This window comes from Bradyrhizobium sp. sGM-13, from assembly GCF_018398875.1.
Classification (GTDB): Bacteria; Pseudomonadota; Alphaproteobacteria; order Rhizobiales; family Xanthobacteraceae; genus Bradyrhizobium.
Genome location: NZ_JAGWDK010000021.1, coordinates 1 through 16,889 on the forward strand (window position 1 = coordinate 1; position 16,889 = coordinate 16,889).

The following is a 16,889-nucleotide window of genomic DNA, read 5'->3' on the forward strand; positions in this document are numbered from 1 at the left end:
CGCACCTGAGAATCTCGAGATTCCCCGATGCGCAATTGCGCATCTGAGGTCTGGTGCTGACGCACCATCCCGGAATGACGGAGAGGCCCTAAACCTGAGGCGCGACCAGATTTTCCACCTTCACGCCGTCGCGATCCTCGATGATCTCGGCAATCCATTGGCGGTGACAATGAGAATGGTCGCGCTCATAGCAGAGAATGCAGACGGGTCCCGATTGCTTCACCAGCGCCGAAAGCTCGTCGAGCTCCTCCTTGGCCTGAGCGGTCTTCAGGTGCTTGGAATAGATCCTGTGAAGGAGATCGAACTTGCCGCTGCGCGCCGCCTCGCGGCCCTCCTTCGGCGTTCCCAGGCCCTTCAGGTGCAGATAGGAAATGCCGCGCTCGTCGAGGCCGGCCGCGAGCTGAGTTTTGGAGAAGCCCGGCCGCCGCGAGGAAGCAACGGCGCGGACGTCCACCAAGAGCTTGACGCCCGACGCTTCCAACTCGTCGAGCACAGCCTTCGCCGGCGTTTGCTCGTAGCCGATGGTGAAGAGGCGTTTGGTCTTGCGGGCCATGTCGATATCCGGTGCGTTGATCTGTCATCGGGAAAGCTAGGATCGGGCGCGGATGATTTCCATATGCCGCGTTGCCGCCGGGCGCGGCATGTCGCATAGTCCCTGCAAAGAGCCGGTCGAAGGCCGGATGCAGGGGGGACACGATGAACCGATTTTGCCGGACGCTGGCAGGGCTGCTCGCGCTTGTCGTTTGTGGCATTGCCTCAGCGCACGCACAGACAAGCTATCCCGATCGTCCGGTGAAGATCATCGTCCCGATCGGGCCCGGCGGCAGTTACGATCTGGTCGGGCGGCATGCGGCGGATGCGCTGTCGAAGCGGATGGGGCAGGCCTTCGTGGTCGAGAACAAGCCCGGCGCCGGCACCGTCGTCGGCACGCAGGCCGCAAGCCAGAGTGAGCCGGACGGCTACACACTGGTGGTCGGCGGGCTCTCCAACATGGCATTCAATTCGGCGCTGTATTCCAAGCTCGGCTATGATCCGCGCAAGGATTTCGTACCGGTCGCGCTGGTCTACAGATTCGGCTACGTCATGGTCGGCCGCAAAGATTTGCCGCACGGCAAATTGCAGGACATCGTGGCTGCCGCAAAAGCGAACCCGGGCTCGATCTCGGTCGCGACGGCAGGCGTCGGCACTGGTCAGCAACTGGTAGCGGCTGCCTTCATGAAGGCTGCGGGCGTCAAATTCCTGGAGGTGCCCTATAAGGGGTCTCCGCCGGCCTTCACCGATCTGCTGGCCGGCCGCATCGACCTGTTCTTCGACTCAATCGCCGCCGGGCTGCCTTACGTGCAGTCCGGGCAGGCGCGGGGCATTGCGGTGCTGTCCTCGAAGCGCAGCCCGCTGGCCCCTGATGTGCCGACCATGTCTGAGGCTGGCGTGCCCGGCCTCGACGTCGATTCCTGGCTCGGCATTTTCGCGCCGGCAAAGACGCCGCCGGACGTCATCGCCAAACTGCGCCGGGAAATCCGTGCCTCGCTGCCCGAACTCAAGGAGCGCTTCGAGAAGAGCGGCGGCGAGCCGTGGGATTTGCCTGACGACAAGCTCGATGCGTTCGTCGCGTCCGAATACGACACCTGGACGAAACTGATCCGCGAGGCCGGCATCAAGCTCGACTGAGCGTTTGATTATTTGACGCGCTCGATCAGCTCCATCGCACCCGCAGGCGCACGCACCTTGCCTTCGTGGATCACATACGCGAACACGTCGCGCGGCATCTTGTTCGGCTTGGCTTTGTCGACACGCGGCAGGTCGTCGGGCTCGCCGCCGGCGGCCCAGGCCTGAAAGCGCTTGGCCCAGGCGTCGAGCTGCTTCGGCGGATAGCAGGTCTTGAGCTCGTCATTGCCCTTCTGCAGCCGCGCATAGACGAAATCGCTGACGACGTCGGCGATCGCTGGATATTTGCCGTGCTCGGCGAATACGACCGGCGTCTCGAATTGTCGCAGCAATGCGATGAACTCCGGCACGCAGAAACTGTCATGCCGCACCTCGACCACGTGGCGCAGCCCGCGACCGTCGAGTTTGCGCGGAAGCAGTTCGAGGAATTTGCCGAAATCGGCCCCATCGAATTTTTTTGTCGGCGCGAATTGCCAGAGCACCGGGCCGAGCCGGTCGCCAAGCTCCATCACGCCGGAATCGTAGAAGCGCTTTATGGAGTCTCCGGCTTCGGCCAGCACGCGACGGTTGGTCGCGAAGCGTGGTCCCTTCAACGAGAACACGAAGCCGTCGGGCACTTCACGCGCCCATTTGCGGAAACTCTCCGGCTTCTGCGAACCGTAATAGGTGCCGTTGATCTCGATCGAAGTCAGCTTCGAGGCAGCGTAGGACAGCTCTTTCGCCTGCGCCAGCTTCTCCGGATAGAACACACCGCGCCACGGCTCGAAGGTCCAGCCGCCGATGCCGATATAGATGCTGCCGCTGCTGGTTGCGGTCGACTTGGAGGGCTTGCTCACTGGAAGACTCTTCGGAAAGCGGGAGGGCTCCGAGCGATGTTAGCCAAACCGGCCGTGATTGGCCAGTTTGTCGCAGCGGACGACAAGCTCTCGGAAACCAGAGATAGCGGGCTGTGACGGCCGTAGAGTTGGATGCAGATTTTTCTGCGGCGAACAATCAAGTGGGGCCAGGCCGGCAGGCACCGGCTCATAGCGTGGTCCGCTGAAAAAAAGCCTCGGAAAACCGGAGCCTTTTGCTTCCACCCATTTGCGCCGGACCACGTGAACCTCAGGACTTGCCGTGCGGCGCCCGCGTAGTACCCGTCAGTCCCTTGAAGGGTTGCTCGAGGGTCTGCTTGGCGAGTTTGGTGTGGAGTTCGCAGATCTTCTGCGACTCGGCCACTGACGTCTCATAAGCCCGCTTCACAAATTCGCTTTGAACCGTCATCGCCTTGTCGAGCGAGCGAACGCCGCTGAGCTGTTCGACAAAGGACCCGAAATCCTCGAGCGATTTCCTTGTGTAATCGCGATAGGCGTTCGCGATGGTCTGCAGGCTGACCGGCGCAGGCTCCGCCGCGGGTTGGACTGGCGCGGATGGGATCGATGCGGCCTCGGCTGGCGCGGGCTCCGCCGGCGAGGGCGCCGCGGTCGGCTGTGGCTCCGGCGATGCGACGACGGCTGGCTCCTCGACGGCCGGCTGATCGACCTTCGGGCTTTCCGCGTGAGCCGGCTCCGGCTGCAGCGGCGGATCCTGATCTGGGCTTTGCAATTCAACCGGTGCCGGGCTCGCTGTTGGGCTCACCGTCGGCTTCTCTTGGGGAACGGCCTTTTTGCCCCGCTCTCCCTTCCGGTTGCGCCGTCCGGATTTCCCGGTCGGCTTGCCCTGATCTGTATTCGACATCTGCTTCCCCTATTCCCTGTCAAGTCAAAGGTCGAGACTCCGCCATGTTTGCGATCTAATCGCGGTTCTTGCTTGTCAGTTGCGCGGCACTCGCGTGGTCAGATTTTGAAAGGTGGAGTCGATGGCCGGTTTTCTCAATGGTCGACGCAGGGACTATTCCTCCACGCGCTTTTTCCATGATATCAGTTCCCGGTCAGGCGTAGGGGAACGTAGAGTATGAATTCGCAGTCATTCGCCGGTCTTTTGGGAGCCATCGTCGCCTCGATCGTGATGGTGGTCGCCGTAGCCTACGGGCCGATCGGCCAATATGGAAAGCCCGCCAAACCGGCCAGCATCCAGCAACCAACGCCGGTGCAGGTACAGCCGGTTCCTGCGCCAGCGCCGCGTGGGCCGGTGATTCGGGAAGTGCCGAATTAGGGAGAGGCGGATCGCCCCTTGCGGAACGCCGGCGGTGTTCCCATGTTAAATCCAACGGCGACGTTGACGCTTCAAGGCTCCGGCGCTGGAACGACCATGAATAGTTTGGCTGCGCCGGATGTACGCGCGCCCGCTGTTCGTGGTCGTTGGCATTTTTGGCTCTTCCTCAAGCCCGTCTTTCCCCGATTGAGTGGCTGTTCCGGAACCCTTGGCATGTGAGGCGGCTGCGGATATACGCTGGCTGCCATGAATGAAGCCATCAAACCGGGCCCCGAAACCCCGTCGCAGGCCGGTTTGCCCGAGCTTTCGGTCGTCGTCCCGACATTCAACGAACGCGACAACGTGACGGTGCTGTACCGGCGGCTGGAGGCGACGCTGGCCGGCATCGCCTGGGAAGTCGTCTTTGTCGACGACAATTCCCCCGACGGAACCTGGGAAGTGGTGCGGGGGCTGGCGCGGAAGGATTCCCGCGTCCGCTGCATCCGCCGGATCGGGCGACGCGGACTGTCGGGTGCCTGCATCGAGGGTATCCTGGCATCGAGTGCGCACTATGCTGCGGTGATCGACGCCGACCTGCAGCACGACGAAGCGCAACTGCCTAAGATGGTTGCGCTGCTGCGGAGCGGCGAGGCGGAACTGGTGGTCGGCAGCCGCTATATCGAGGGCGGCAGCGCCGACAGCTTCAACAAGCAGCGGGCAGGCGCAAGTCAGCTTGCGACCGAGGTTGCCAAGCGCACGCTGAAGGTTGAGATCGCCGATCCCATGAGCGGCTTCTTCATGATTCGCCGCGATCGTTTCGAACAACTGGCGCCGCAGCTCTCGACCCAGGGTTTCAAGATCCTGCTCGATATCGTCGCCTCCGCGCAGGGCAAGCTGCGCGTCGTCGAAATCCCCTATGCCTTCGGCTCGCGCCAGCATGGCGAGAGCAAGCTCGATTCCATGGTGGCGCTGGATTTCCTCGGGCTGGTGCTGGCCAAGCTGACGCATGACGTGGTGTCACTGCGTTTCCTGTTGTTCGCGATGGTCGGGGGCACGGGCATTGTCGTACATCTCGTGGCGCTGTTCATCGCGCACGAAATCTTCAATGCCCGGTTTGCTGAGGCGCAGGCCATTGGTGCGCTGGTCGCGATGACCAGCAATTTCATTCTGAACAATTTCCTCACCTATCGCGACCAGCGGCTGAAGGGATTTGCGATCCTGCGCGGCCTGCTGCTGTTTTATCTGGTGTGCGGCGTCGGCCTGCTTGCCAATGTCGGGGTGGCGTTCTCGATCTTCGAGCAGGAGCCGATCTGGTGGCTCGCGGGGCTTGCCGGCGCGCTGATGGGCGTGGTCTGGAATTACGCCATGTCCGGTCTGTTCGTCTGGCGCAGGCGATGATCGGAAGATGACCTCGAACGAGGCGCGGGTTGCCCTCAACACGGGTCTGACGATCCTGGCGCTGATCGCGCTACGCCTGATCGCTGCCGCGTTCACGCCGATCACCTTCGACGAAGCCTATTACTGGATGTGGTCGAAGCATCTTGCCGGCGGCTATTACGATCATCCGCCGATGGTCGCCGTGGTGATCCGGCTCGGCACCCTGATCGCAGGCGATACCGAATTAGGCGTGCGGCTGGTCTCGATCCTGCTGGCGCTGCCGATGAGCTGGGCGATCTACCAGGCCGGCGCCATCCTGTTTGGCAGTCGGCGCGTGGCGGCCTCGTCGGCAATCCTTTTGAACATCACGCTGATGGCCGCCGTCGGCACTATGATCGTGACACCGGACGCGCCGCTCCTGGTGGCGTCCAGTCTCCTGCTGTTTGCGCTCGCCAAGGTGCTGCAGACCGGCCGCGGCGTGTGGTGGCTGGCGGTCGGCGCAGCGGCCGGCTGCGCGCTGCTGTCGAAATACACCGCACTGTTCTTCGGACCCGCCATCCTGATCTGGCTGATCGCGGTTCCCAAACTGCGGCACTGGCTGGTCTCGCCCTGGCTTTATCTCGGCGGGCTCGTTGCGCTGGCGCTATTCGCGCCGGTCATTCTGTGGAACGCCGAGCACGACTGGGTGTCTTTCATCAAGCAGATGGGGCGGGCGCGGATTGAGGATTTTCGGCCCGTCTTCATCGCCGAACTGATCCCGACGCAGATCGCGTTCGCGACGCCGCTGGTGTGGGTGCTCGGCGCGATGGGGCTTTACGCGCTATTTCGTCGACGCGCTGGCGCGCTGCCGGCGCGCGCGCTGGTCAACGTGACGTTCTGGATCATCGTCGCCTATTTCGTCTGGCATTCGCTGCATGCGCGCGTCGAGGCGAACTGGTTTGCGCCGGTTTACCCGGCGTCTGCTATCGCCGCCGCCGTCGCCGCCCATCTGGTCGAGTGGGAGCCGCGCTGGCAGCGCCTGGCCGATTTCTGCCGGCGCTGGGCTGTGCCGGCCGGCGTCCTGATGTTCGTGCTGCTGGTCGTACAGGCCAACAGCGGCGTGCTGTCAGGCTATCGCCGCGATGCCACCGTGCGCAGCATCGGCGTCGGCTGGCGCGAGACGGCCGATGCGATTGAGGCGGCGCGGGTGCGAACGGGAGCGACATGCGTGCTGGCCTCTGACTACGGCACCACCGGCTGGCTCGCCTTCCATCTGCCGAAGGGCACCTGCGTGGCGCAGCACGGCCAGCGCATCCGCTGGGTCAACATGGGCGAGCCCGACGCGGTGGAACTCGCCGGTCCGTTGCTCTACGTCCGCGAGGTCTTCCGGGATGACGCTCCATTGACGGACCGGTTCGCCCGCGTTGACAAGATCGGGGAGGTCGAGCGCAAGCGCGGCCCGCTCGTGATCGAGACCTATGCGCTCCATCTCATGCAGAGTCCGAAGGGCGACATATTCGACCGCACGCCGCCGCCGGAATTGCGATAGGACGCGTGGGCCAGTCACTCGGCGGCGTCGCGATGCGTGCGTTGGTCCAGCGTGGGACGTTCGCTCCGCCACAGCCAGACCGCGAGCGAGCCTGATCGGCCGCGAATCTGCGCTTCGACGGGGCCGGCAAGGCTGCCGGTTTTCAGCCGCGCGCCGTTGCGTTTGGCCGCGGTGCGCAACGTGTCGCTGAGCGCCAGCCGGACATCGTGGCGGGCCGCCACTTCCATCAGACGGCTCGCGACGTTGACGGTGTCGCCGGCTGCGGTGATGTGCTGATGGTTGCGGCCACCGAGCCGGGAGGCGACGATCGGCCCGAAATGCGCGCCGATCTTGAAGCCGATCCGATGCGCGATTGCCGGCGGCAATGCTTCAATCCAGCGTTCGGTCTTCACACAGAGCGCAATCGAACATTGTGCCGCTCGCGTAGCGTCATCGTCAGCCGGCTTCGGCAGGCCGAACAGGATCATGGCCCCGTCGCCGAGAAAACTCGTGATCATGCCGCCGCATCGCGTCGCTTCCTTATCGACCAGCGCGTGAAATTCCTTCAATAGCCCCCGTGTGGCATCCGGATCGAGCGTTTCGCTGAGCGAGGTAAATCCAGAGAGATCGACGAACACGACCGCGGCATTCTGCCGGACCGGCGCCAGCAGGAAGTCAGGATCGCGTGTCAGCCATTCCTGCAGGCCCGGCGTCTGGAATTGTTCGAGCAGCCTGTTTTGTACGGCGAGATGCTGGGCGCTGCGCCGGCCAGACCATAGCTGGACCGTGCCGAACAGCATGAGCGGCGGCGCTGCTGCCGCAACAGTCGTCGCGGCATCGAGCCAGATGCCGTGCGCGAAAGCAATCGTGTTCGCGGTCGCCCATGCCAGCACGACCGCGCTGACCGCCATGAGACCGATCGGGTTTCGCCGCCACACCAGCAAACCGACCAGCAACATCGGGAGCAGGATCGCCGTGATCGCCCCGGCGATGCGAACCGTTTGGTTGCGCACGAGGCCATCCCCTGCGACCAGATGCGTAATCGCAGTGGAAATGATTTCCACCCCAGGCATCAGTGAATCGAACGGCGTGGGAAAGAAGTCGCCGGCGCCGGTCGCGGTCGCGCCGAGCACGACGATGCGGCCCTGAATCGCTTCCTTGTCGATCTGGCCGTCGACCAGATTGGCGGCGCTGATCGTGCGAATGGTCTGGCGTGGGCCGTAATAGGAAATCGGCAGCGCATAGTGGGAGGCGGTCGGGATCGGCCGATCGCCGAACCTGAGGCGGTCGGGCTCGATCGTCAGCGGTTGGTCGATCGCGATTGAGGCGACACGGAGCGGAAACGACAACTCGATCTTGTCGCGCGTCCGGAACAGCATCGGGACCGAGAGCGGCGTGCCGGTCTGGCCCGTTGCAACATTGGCGATACCGACTTCCGCGCGGTCGGCGAATGCCGGCAGCGGCAGCAGGAAGCGGCTGGCCTTTGGCAGGCCGGCCAGTGGACCATCGTTCTCCGCGGAAGGCTGAACGGTGTTCGAAAATACCGCAGCCGCTGCAAGCACGGTCCGACTCGCCGCGAGCGATTTCGCGAGCGCCGCATCGCCGTCGGCCGGTCCCTTGTCGATCAGCAGGAGATCGATCGCGATGACTTTCGGCTCCAGCCGCGCGATCGCCTCGACGATCTTGGCTATCTCTGCGCGCGGCAGGGGATAGGTGCCGACGAGTTTGACGAGGGTGTCGTCGATCGCAACGATCGTGACGAGGTCCGGCGGTGCCTTCACGCCGCGCACCAGCGTGCGCACGTCGGTCAATGCCGACTCGAGCCGGTCGAGAAACCGCAAATGACCGGCCGAATGGCCGAGCCATATCGCGCCTGCCCACAATCCGGTGCAAAGCAACACAGCCAGAATATGAAGGCGTCGACAGCTCATCCGCTCGGCTTCTATTGTCCCAATCTTGCCATCAGGGCCGCAACGCGCGGAGGCGGCCAGCGCTTGATGATCAACTCGCCCGACGGCTCGACATCGACGCCATCACCGGCGCCGAGTACGACGCTGCCGCGGCCGGCGGGCCGCGCCACGCGCACGCGGCCATCGACGACGAAGACCGATGTCTTTGCACCTTCGGCATCCACCGTCCATTTGGTACCGCGCACCGCGGCAATCGCTTGCGGCGTCATCACCTCGAACCTGACGCGGCCCGGCTTCTTCGGTACTTCGAGCAGCAGGGCCTTGTTACTGAGTTCGACGGAATCGACCTGGCCATCGCGGTTGCGATCCCTGAGTTCGAACTTCGCACCGCTTTCGGCCACGATCGTGATCGCGTTCTGGCAATGCAGCGTTTGCGTTCCCTGGGTCGTCGATGCGGACGTGCAGCCTGATTTTGCCGGCTGCGCCGCCGCCGGTCCGGCGAACAGCAGCATGCCTGCGAAGGCGATCGATCCGGCGCGTGCCAGCATTGTCATGGCGGCTCCCTCTTGGGGTGCGGCGAAACAGAGGAGTAGGGCGATACGGTACCGTATCAAGCGCCGCGATCCAATGCAAAGCCAATAGACGATAGTATGTCGGCCTTCGCCGGGTAAGGTTCGGCGAAGTCTTCCGATCCGGCAGTTCAGCAAAAAGATCCGGTAAATCAGCACGGAAACGGCTCGAAAGTGGACCGAAACGGCGGCTGGAACGTCGAAATTTCCGTTGCGCAGGTGTCGGACCGACGAGGCGCGAAACGTCTTGTAACCACTCGACCACAACCGAGGTGTTGCCATGTCCAATACCGCACTGAAACCCGCCGCCGACCTCACCTGCGGAAACAGCGTGCGTTTTCCCAACGAGAGCGCCGAATATCGCCGGGCCCGCGACCAACTGCTGGCCGAAGAGATTGAACTGCGCCGCCACATCGAACGGATCGCCGAATTGCGCCGGGCGTTGCCGCCGGGCGGCGCGGTGACGAAAACCTATCAATTCGAAGGCGAGGGCGGCAAGGCGACCTTGTCGGACCTGTTCGGCGAGAAGCAGACGCTCGTGATCTACAGCTACATGTTCGGCCCGCAGCGCGAGCAGCCATGCCCGATGTGCACGTCCTTCATGAGCACCTGGGAAGGCAAGCTGCCCGACGTCGAACAGCGCATCGGCTTCGTGTTCGTGGCGCGCTCGCCGATCGCGCGATTGATCGAGGCGAAGAAGGCGCGCGGCTGGACACGGCACAGGATCTATTCGGATGCGTCGGGCGATTACACGCGCGACTACGTCAGCGCGGCGGATGCCGATGTGCCCGGCTACACCGTGTTCACCCGGCGTGACGGCAGCATCCGCCATTTCTGGTCCGGCGAGATGGGACCATCGACCGCCGATCCCGGACAGGACCCGCGCGGCGCGCCCGACTTCGATCCGCTGTGGACCATCCTCGACACCACGCCCGAAGGGCGTGGCAAGGACTGGTATCCGAGGCTGAGCTATTAGCCAGGCTGCCGTCAAGGATTGAGGCCGAACTTGGCCCGTTATGGGACACCCGGCGGTTACGTCACGCCGGGTGTCCCTGATTGGGACCAACGCCCGCATCATTGCAGGGAAATTTCTCCAATAGTTCCATGGATTTGAGCTCGCCTTACATCCGCCCGCGTTTAAGCCGGATTTAACTAAAAGTCGCCTTAATGACGCTCTGTGCCTCTGCGAGATGCTGCCTGGGACATATCCGGACGCGGCATCAAAGGGGGGCTTGGTGGAATGGTTGTTCTGGGCGTTGTGTGAATGTGAATGAGTAAGCGTACGCGTGCGTTCGGTCCTGCGGCCCGCAGCCGCGGGAAATCCTCCCGCAAAGGCATTCCCCAATATTTTCTCGGCGGTGTCGCGATCGCGGGCCTCGTGCTGGGCTGCGCCTGGACCGTCTACACCAACGTGCTCGGCGCCAACATCTATCCATCCGTGAACAACGCCGGCTTCGAGGCGTCCGCCGTCAACAACCCTAACATCGTCGCAGCGCATGCCGTGCGGCCGGCCTTCAACGAGATCTTCGCATCGCTGGAGCAACGCCCGCTGGTGATGCCCGCCCCGGAGAACGTCGCGAGTTCGCTGATGTTCAACGAAAGGTTTGCAGCCGCCGCCGCGCAAGGCGCGCCCTCGAGAGCGGCCGAATTTAAGCCCGTCGAACCGACGAGGCTGGCGGAAGCTTCCCCGCCGGCCGAGGCGCCGAAAGCCGTTCAACCTCCGAAGCCCGTGGAAGCGGCAAAGCCGAAGATTTCCGCCCCTGCTACTAAACTCGCCTTGAACGCTCCCGCGCCGGCCCCAGCAGAGACCGAGGCCAAGACCGCGAAGGCATCCGGCTCCACCGTTCGCGACATGGCGCAGCGCGCCAAGGCCGCCGTGATGTCGATTGCTTCCAACGACAAGCAGGCCATGGTCGAGAAGCTGTGGGGCAAGCAGCCGTCGAACTCGCTGCTCGCTTTCGCATCGGCCGACGCCAACGTCACCGGCAGCATCATCGATACACGAAGCCAGAACCCGATGATGGGCGGCTCGCCGCCCTATGACCGTCAGACCGCGGTCTACATCATTTCGGCGAAGACGGTGTATCTGCCCGACGGCACGCAGCTTGAAGCGCATTCGGGCCTCGGCTCGAAGATGGACGACGTGCGCTATTCGCATGTCCGGATGCAAGGCGTGACGCCGCCGCACATCTACGAAATGAAGCCGCGCGAGGCGCTGTTTCATGGCGTACCGGCACTGCGGCTGACGCCGATCGGCGGCGAAGAAAAAATCTTCGGCCGCGACGGGCTGCTCGCGCACACCTACATGCTCGGGCCGAGCGGCCAGTCCAATGGCTGCGTATCGTTCAAGGACTACTACGCCTTCCTCGACGCTTATCGGAATAAGGGCATTAGGCGTCTCGCCGTGCTCGCGAAGCTTCCGTAGGCGACGCTGCGGCGACCTCAACGTAGATCCGATGTCAAACGGCCCGCCGAGATCATTCCTGGCTCGCGCCATCCAACACGCCGTGGCCTGACCACGTCATAGCGACGCACACACCACTCGTCGTCCCTGCCTCCGTGCGCAATCGCGCACTCTGCGCAGGGACCATAACCACCGCTGCTGATCGTCGAAGGAAAGTCGTCGACCATCGCGGCAAGACACCATCCGCCGCGGCGTATGGGTCTCCCGATGTGCAATTGCACATCTGAGATCGCGCTTGCAACGCTCGCTTGTCCAGGACGACGGGCCGCATGATTCAATTTTCAAACAGCAAACACGCATTCGCGATATCGCGACGCATTGCGCCCGAGGTTTGCTCTTCATTTGGCCCTCTTGGAAATTAGAGGGCGCAGGGAAGACCGGGTGCTGGCTGCACCCGCGGTCTCGTGTGCAATTGCGCATCAAGAACACGCACACGAGCATACAGGTACAGCGGGAGCATCCCGGCCTTCCCTGCGCAATGGCTTTACGGCTTACTTCGTACTCTTCCCGGAGAACGGCTCTTTTGCCTCCGTCGCCCCCGAGAAGCTTCGCTTCTTAAGGACTTAACGCCAGCACCGCGGCGCCCGAACCACACGACTTCGCCGTACGCTTCCCGCGCGTACGTCTAGCGCGCCATCAGCGTCCATCGCATCTCACCGCACGTTCGTGACGATCGCGAGCGCCCCTCAAGGGGTGAGACGGGCGGAGTTATGCATCTGATTTGCGTGACAAGTTAAGCGGAATATTTTTGATTCCCGGGCTTGACACTATTTCGGAAAATCAGAATTGATTTGCCGACAAGTGGATTTGTCGCAGTTCTCTCCGTCATTCTACGATGTGCAATAAAGGGCCGGAGGCATGCCGATGTACGGTAGGCGTCGCCTTCCGGTTTTGCATTCTTTAGGACAGCCTGAGCGCACGGATCGGCAGTTTCAAAAATGGAACAGTCTCTTTGACCGCGACTTGCCGTGGGCCGGAATGGAACCACACAGTCCCGTAAGCTTACGGTGTTACCCATGCGCATTTTGCGGTTGCGTCTGACGGCCCATTTGCATCTAAGTCTTTGAGACACCGCGAGCAGTCTGCCTCGCGCCGGAGCGTTTGGAGTTTTTTGAGCGAGAGCACGTTTGAGTGAGTATGCGTAAAGAAGGCATTTTCAAACTTATGTTGAATTTCCCGTTCCGCGACGCTCCAGACGGAGATGGTTGCGGACGCCCCACCAAGGGTTTTCCGCAGTGACATCTCGCCGCGGATTGGGAAATCGCCTTCTTGCAGCATTGCCGGCGTCGGACTTCGATCTGCTGGAGCCCGAGCTTGAGAGAATCGCGCTCAATCAGGACGCGGTCCTTTCGCGGGCGGGTGACGCAATCGAGTACGTCTACTTCCCTCATAGCGGCGCCATCTCGCTGATGATCGACATGGCGGACGGACACACGGTCGCTACCGCCGCAGTCGGGCGTGAGGGGGCAGTAGGCATGCTTTCGGTGCTCGGGCCGTCACCTTCAGATATGACCGCGGTCGTTCGTGCGGCGGGCACCGCCTTTCGGATCCCCGCATCGCGATTTCACGCCGCTTTCAACCGGAGCCCCGCGATCCGGTACGCGGTCCAGATTCACGTCAGGGCGATGCTGATGCAGCTTCAGCTCGGCTCGGCCTGCAATGCGCTTCACCCGGTCGAGGCGCGCATGGCTCGCTGGTTGCTCCAGCTTCGCGACCGCGTCGACCATGATGTGCTCCCGCTCACCCAGCAGGCGCTATCGCAAATAGTCGGTGTACGACGCACGACAGTAACACTGCTGATGCGCAAGCTGCGAGCCCGTGGCGCGATCAGGTCCGATCGACGAGGCATGATAGAGATCGATCCGGCGCGGCTCGCGGCGGTCGCATGCGAATGCCACAACGTCATGCATCTCGAAGTCGAGGAGATGTTCGCGCTCCATTCGGCCCGATCTCGCGCGGGGGTTCTGCCCGAAGATCCGCGGATTCCGGGAATTAAATCGGGCGGAGCCATCTGAGCGCGTTTCAGCGACCGCTCGACCTTCCGCGTCGCGACTTGCTGCTGCGGCATTCCGGAACGCACATCGAAGGGTGGATTCTCCGCCAGATCAGGTTCTCTGCCGCCAATCACGTTCGAGCGCTAACTCGGATGTCGCCTCGAGCTTCGCAATTTCGCGCAACACCTTCGCTGTCTGGCGCAGCTCATCGCGCTCAGGGCCCGGCTTCAGCCGTCGTGCCTCGTCAAGGATGTCCTTTGCCTGTAGCAGCCAGGTGGAGGTTTCGGTTGAGACTTGCATGTGCGCCATGGCGTCCCTCCATCGCGATCATCACGCGATCTGTGTCGGTGCGCTTCGATGCCGCACACGGATGCTCGGCTCGTCGACCCAGGCTTCACGGGCAAACCAGGCGTGATCGGTGTGGCAGATCACGCAACGGGTCCGCGCGAAAAACACTGCGCTGCGGCTAAAGCTCTCGCGATCAGTCTTGATGCCGGTGGGAATCGCATGTCCGGTTCGCGGACATTTGACCATGACCATTCCCATATCGCCTCCCTTGAGATTGGCTTTCGTTTGAAAAAAGTACCGGCCGGTTGGAAATGCGCCTCTTGTCGGTGCGGGTTACTTGGGGGGCATCGCGCACCGCGTCTGATCGAGCATCGGGGTAGTGGGGCCACATGCTCATCGCTTAGGCTTGTTCCAACCGGCCGGATCCCTCCTTGACGTAATCCTGGATGTGATGGAGCGCCGGTCTTTTTAGCCGGTTTGATGGAGAACTTTGGTGAAGTGCTTCCTGATCGGCTCACCCGTTTCCGTTGCAAGCTTCTGGGCAAGCACCCACAATTCCCTGTTCTGGTCAGAAGCAGTGTCGAACGTCTTGCGCGCTTGCGCCGCGGACAAGGTCAAGACATCACTGGGCGACTTGCTGCCGACGAGATGGGCGAAGAAGTCGAGCGCAGCGGCGGCATTGGCGTTGGAGATTTCGAACACCTTGAGCCCGTAGTCGGTCGCGCCTTTGGCGTTGCTCGAATAGGTCTCGCGCACCGCTTCCGTCATCTCCGCCGACGCGGCCTTGATCTTCTCGTAGTTTTCCCGTGCGCGGGCGAAACCCTGCTCGGCAAGCTCGCCGCTTACGCCGGGCCAGCCGATCTTCGAGAAGTCCGGCAACGGCATGCCGAAGACATTGGTTCCGTTTAGTGTGGCTTTCATTTCGCTTTCACTCACAGAGCATTACTCCTTCGCGAGCGAAAGCGATCCTCGCGACGCACGCTCGCGTCACGAGAGCTCACGCTCCGTGGTTGGACCAGATTTGGATGAGCTTTGATTTAGCCCCGAACCGATACAACTTTGCTTGAGGAGAGCGGGACTGTCGGTTCGGTTTGCGACTCTCGCGAAAAGTTTTTTTGAAGTTGTCAACGCATACGCTGGTTTATTTACACAGCGCTGTGCATAACCGGGATATCTCAAGCAGCGGGAAGGTTTTGCTCCAGCGTGACGTTGCAGAGACACCGCGCCGTTGCGGTCGGATCCGCCCAAACAAAAAACCCCGGCATTTCTGCCGGGGTTTTGCATTCTTGGAATGCCTTGGGTGGCTGGATCAGAAGTCCATGCCGCCCATGCCGCCGCCCGGGGGCATTGCGGGGCCGCCGGCGTTCTTCTTCGGCAGCTCGGCGATCATGGCTTCGGTGGTGATCAGGAGAGCCGCGACGGAAGCCGCGTTCTGGATCGCCGCACGGACCACCTTGGTCGGGTCGATGATGCCCTTGGAGACCAGATTGCCGTATTCGCCGTTCTGCGAGTCGAAGCCGTAGGAGTACTGCTCCTTCTCGAGGATCTTGCCGACGATGACGGAGCCGTCTTCACCGGCGTTGATCGCGATCTGGCGGGCCGGCGCGGACAGCGCCTTGCGCACGATCTCGACGCCGGTCTTCTGGTCGTCGTTCTGGGTCTTGAGGCGCTTGAGCTGCTCGGTGGCGCGGAGCAGGGCAACGCCGCCGCCCGGCACGATGCCTTCTTCAACCGCCGCACGGGTCGCATGCATCGCGTCATCCACGCGATCCTTGCGCTCCTTCACCTCGACTTCGGTCGCGCCGCCGACGCGGATCACGGCTACGCCGCCTGCGAGCTTGGCCAGACGCTCCTGCAGCTTCTCACGGTCGTAGTCCGAGGTCGTTTCCTCGATCTGCGCCTTGATCTGCTGCACGCGCGCCTCGATGTCGGCCTTCTTGCCGGCGCCGTTGACGATCGTGGTGTTTTCCTTGTCGATCATCACCTTCTTGGCGCGGCCGAGCATCTGCAGCGTGACGTTCTCGAGCTTGATGCCGAGGTCTTCCGAGATCGCCTGACCACCGGTCAGCACCGCGATGTCCTGCAGCATGGCCTTGCGGCGATCGCCGAAGCCCGGAGCCTTGACGGCCGCGACCTTCAGACCGCCACGCAGGCGGTTGACGACGAGCGTGGCGAGGGCTTCGCCTTCGACGTCTTCGGCCACGATGACCAGCGGCTTGCCGGTCTGCACCACGGCTTCGAGCAGCGGCAGCAGCTCGTTCAGCGAGGAGAGCTTCTTCTCGTTGATCAGGATGTAGGCATCGTCCATTTCAACGCGCATCTTGTCGGCGTTGGTGACGAAATAGGGCGAGATGTAGCCGCGGTCGAACTGCATGCCTTCGACGACGTCGAGTTCGGTCTCGAGCGACTTGGCTTCCTCAACCGTGATCACGCCCTCGTTGCCGACCTTCTTCATGGCGTCAGCCAGGAACTTGCCGATTTCGGCGTCGCCGTTGGCGGAGATGGTGCCGACCTGGGCGATTTCCTCGTTCGACGTCACCTTCTTGGAGTTCTTGACGAGGTCGGCGACCACGGCTTCCACCGCCAGGTCGATACCGCGCTTCAGATCCATCGGGTTCATGCCGGCGGCAACCGACTTGGCGCCTTCACGGACGATCGCAGCCGCGAGCACGGTCGCGGTGGTGGTGCCGTCGCCGGCCGCGTCAGCGGACTTGGAGGCGACTTCGCGCACCATCTGCGCGCCCATGTTCTCGAACTTGTCGTCGAGCTCGATCTCCTTGGCGACGGTGACGCCGTCCTTGGTGATGCGGGGAGCGCCGAACGACTTGTCGAGCACGACGTTGCGGCCCTTCGGGCCGAGCGTCACCTTGACGGCGTTGTTGAGGATGTCGACGCCGCGCAGCATGCGGTCGCGGGCGTCGACGCCGAATTTGACTTCTTTGGCTGACATATTTGGTTTCCCTGAGTTGGTCTTTGTTTCTCACCCTGTCGGGGAGGCGCCTT

Annotated in this window: 16 protein-coding genes; 7 read left to right on the forward strand and 9 right to left on the reverse strand. The window is 62.7% G+C overall.

What is annotated here, in order from left to right; genetic code table 11:
* Nucleotides 1-88: 88 nt before the first annotated feature.
* Nucleotides 89-553, reverse strand: coding sequence for a DUF488 family protein (locus tag KJQ96_RS26715; RefSeq protein WP_057843701.1), 465 nt, complete (start codon nt 551-553; stop codon nt 89-91).
* 143 nt (nt 554-696) lie between these two features.
* Here KJQ96_RS26715 and KJQ96_RS26720 point away from each other — a divergent pair, with 143 nt between their 5' ends.
* Nucleotides 697-1,668 carry a tripartite tricarboxylate transporter substrate binding protein gene (locus KJQ96_RS26720; protein WP_213289382.1) on the forward strand — a complete coding sequence of 324 codons (972 nt, stop codon included), beginning with the start codon at nt 697-699 and terminating at the stop codon, nt 1,666-1,668.
* 8 nt (nt 1,669-1,676) lie between these two features.
* Here KJQ96_RS26720 and KJQ96_RS26725 read toward each other — a convergent pair whose 3' ends face one another.
* Both KJQ96_RS26725 and KJQ96_RS42125 read right to left on the reverse strand, forming a co-directional pair.
* Nucleotides 1,677-2,501 carry a DUF72 domain-containing protein gene (locus tag KJQ96_RS26725; RefSeq protein ID WP_213289383.1) on the reverse strand — a complete coding sequence of 275 codons (825 nt, stop codon included), beginning with the start codon at nt 2,499-2,501 and terminating at the stop codon, nt 1,677-1,679.
* A gap of 268 nt (nt 2,502-2,769) precedes the next feature.
* A complete protein-coding gene (locus KJQ96_RS42125) occupies nt 2,770-3,381 on the reverse strand; it encodes a phasin family protein (protein ID WP_213289384.1) in 612 nt (203 codons plus the stop codon).
* A gap of 216 nt (nt 3,382-3,597) precedes the next feature.
* On the opposite strand from KJQ96_RS42125, the gene KJQ96_RS26735 reads away from it, so the two are divergent.
* From KJQ96_RS26735 to KJQ96_RS26745, 3 genes are all read left to right on the forward strand, one after another.
* The gene (locus tag KJQ96_RS26735) at nt 3,598-3,798 is read left to right on the forward strand and encodes a hypothetical protein (RefSeq protein WP_213289385.1); all 201 of its coding nucleotides are present in this window, start codon (nt 3,598-3,600) and stop codon (nt 3,796-3,798) included.
* A gap of 246 nt (nt 3,799-4,044) precedes the next feature.
* Nucleotides 4,045-5,175, forward strand: coding sequence for a glycosyltransferase family 2 protein (locus tag KJQ96_RS26740; protein WP_213289386.1), 1,131 nt, complete (start codon nt 4,045-4,047; stop codon nt 5,173-5,175).
* A 7-nt stretch (nt 5,176-5,182) separates the two neighbouring features.
* Nucleotides 5,183-6,682 carry a glycosyltransferase family 39 protein gene (locus tag KJQ96_RS26745; protein ID WP_213289387.1) on the forward strand — a complete coding sequence of 500 codons (1,500 nt, stop codon included), beginning with the start codon at nt 5,183-5,185 and terminating at the stop codon, nt 6,680-6,682.
* 14 nt (nt 6,683-6,696) lie between these two features.
* Here KJQ96_RS26745 and KJQ96_RS26750 read toward each other — a convergent pair whose 3' ends face one another.
* Both KJQ96_RS26750 and KJQ96_RS26755 read right to left on the reverse strand, forming a co-directional pair.
* A complete protein-coding gene (locus KJQ96_RS26750) occupies nt 6,697-8,592 on the reverse strand; it encodes a CHASE2 domain-containing protein (protein ID WP_213289388.1) in 1,896 nt (631 codons plus the stop codon).
* A gap of 11 nt (nt 8,593-8,603) precedes the next feature.
* Nucleotides 8,604-9,125 (reverse strand): FecR domain-containing protein, encoded by a 522-nt coding sequence (locus KJQ96_RS26755; RefSeq protein ID WP_213289389.1) that lies wholly within the window; start codon nt 9,123-9,125, stop codon nt 8,604-8,606.
* 295 nt (nt 9,126-9,420) lie between these two features.
* Between KJQ96_RS26755 and KJQ96_RS26760 the strand changes: the two genes are divergently transcribed.
* The 3 genes from KJQ96_RS26760 to KJQ96_RS26770 all read left to right on the forward strand — a co-directional run bounded on the left by KJQ96_RS26760 (nt 9,421) and on the right by KJQ96_RS26770 (nt 13,619).
* The gene (locus KJQ96_RS26760) at nt 9,421-10,116 is read left to right on the forward strand and encodes a DUF899 family protein (RefSeq protein ID WP_213289390.1); all 696 of its coding nucleotides are present in this window, start codon (nt 9,421-9,423) and stop codon (nt 10,114-10,116) included.
* A 294-nt stretch (nt 10,117-10,410) separates the two neighbouring features.
* A complete protein-coding gene (locus tag KJQ96_RS26765) occupies nt 10,411-11,565 on the forward strand; it encodes a DUF2778 domain-containing protein (RefSeq protein ID WP_213289391.1) in 1,155 nt (384 codons plus the stop codon).
* A 1,316-nt stretch (nt 11,566-12,881) separates the two neighbouring features.
* On the forward strand, nt 12,882-13,619 hold the full coding sequence (locus KJQ96_RS26770) for a Crp/Fnr family transcriptional regulator (protein WP_249734567.1): 738 nt from the start codon (nt 12,882-12,884) through the stop codon (nt 13,617-13,619).
* 90 nt (nt 13,620-13,709) lie between these two features.
* Here KJQ96_RS26770 and KJQ96_RS26775 read toward each other — a convergent pair whose 3' ends face one another.
* The 4 genes from KJQ96_RS26775 to groL all read right to left on the reverse strand — a co-directional run bounded on the left by KJQ96_RS26775 (nt 13,710) and on the right by groL (nt 16,836).
* On the reverse strand, nt 13,710-13,907 hold the full coding sequence (locus KJQ96_RS26775) for a hypothetical protein (RefSeq protein WP_213289393.1): 198 nt from the start codon (nt 13,905-13,907) through the stop codon (nt 13,710-13,712).
* A gap of 21 nt (nt 13,908-13,928) precedes the next feature.
* Entirely contained in the window at nt 13,929-14,132 is a 204-nt protein-coding gene (locus KJQ96_RS26780) for a hypothetical protein (protein WP_375293204.1), read from the reverse strand.
* 222 nt (nt 14,133-14,354) lie between these two features.
* Nucleotides 14,355-14,807 (reverse strand): phasin, encoded by a 453-nt coding sequence (locus KJQ96_RS26785; RefSeq protein WP_249734569.1) that lies wholly within the window; start codon nt 14,805-14,807, stop codon nt 14,355-14,357.
* A gap of 388 nt (nt 14,808-15,195) precedes the next feature.
* Nucleotides 15,196-16,836: a chaperonin GroEL gene (groL, locus tag KJQ96_RS26790; protein WP_028349897.1), complete on the reverse strand. Its 1,641-nt coding sequence runs from the start codon at nt 16,834-16,836 to the stop codon at nt 15,196-15,198.
* Between the last annotated feature and the right edge of the window lie 53 nt (nt 16,837-16,889).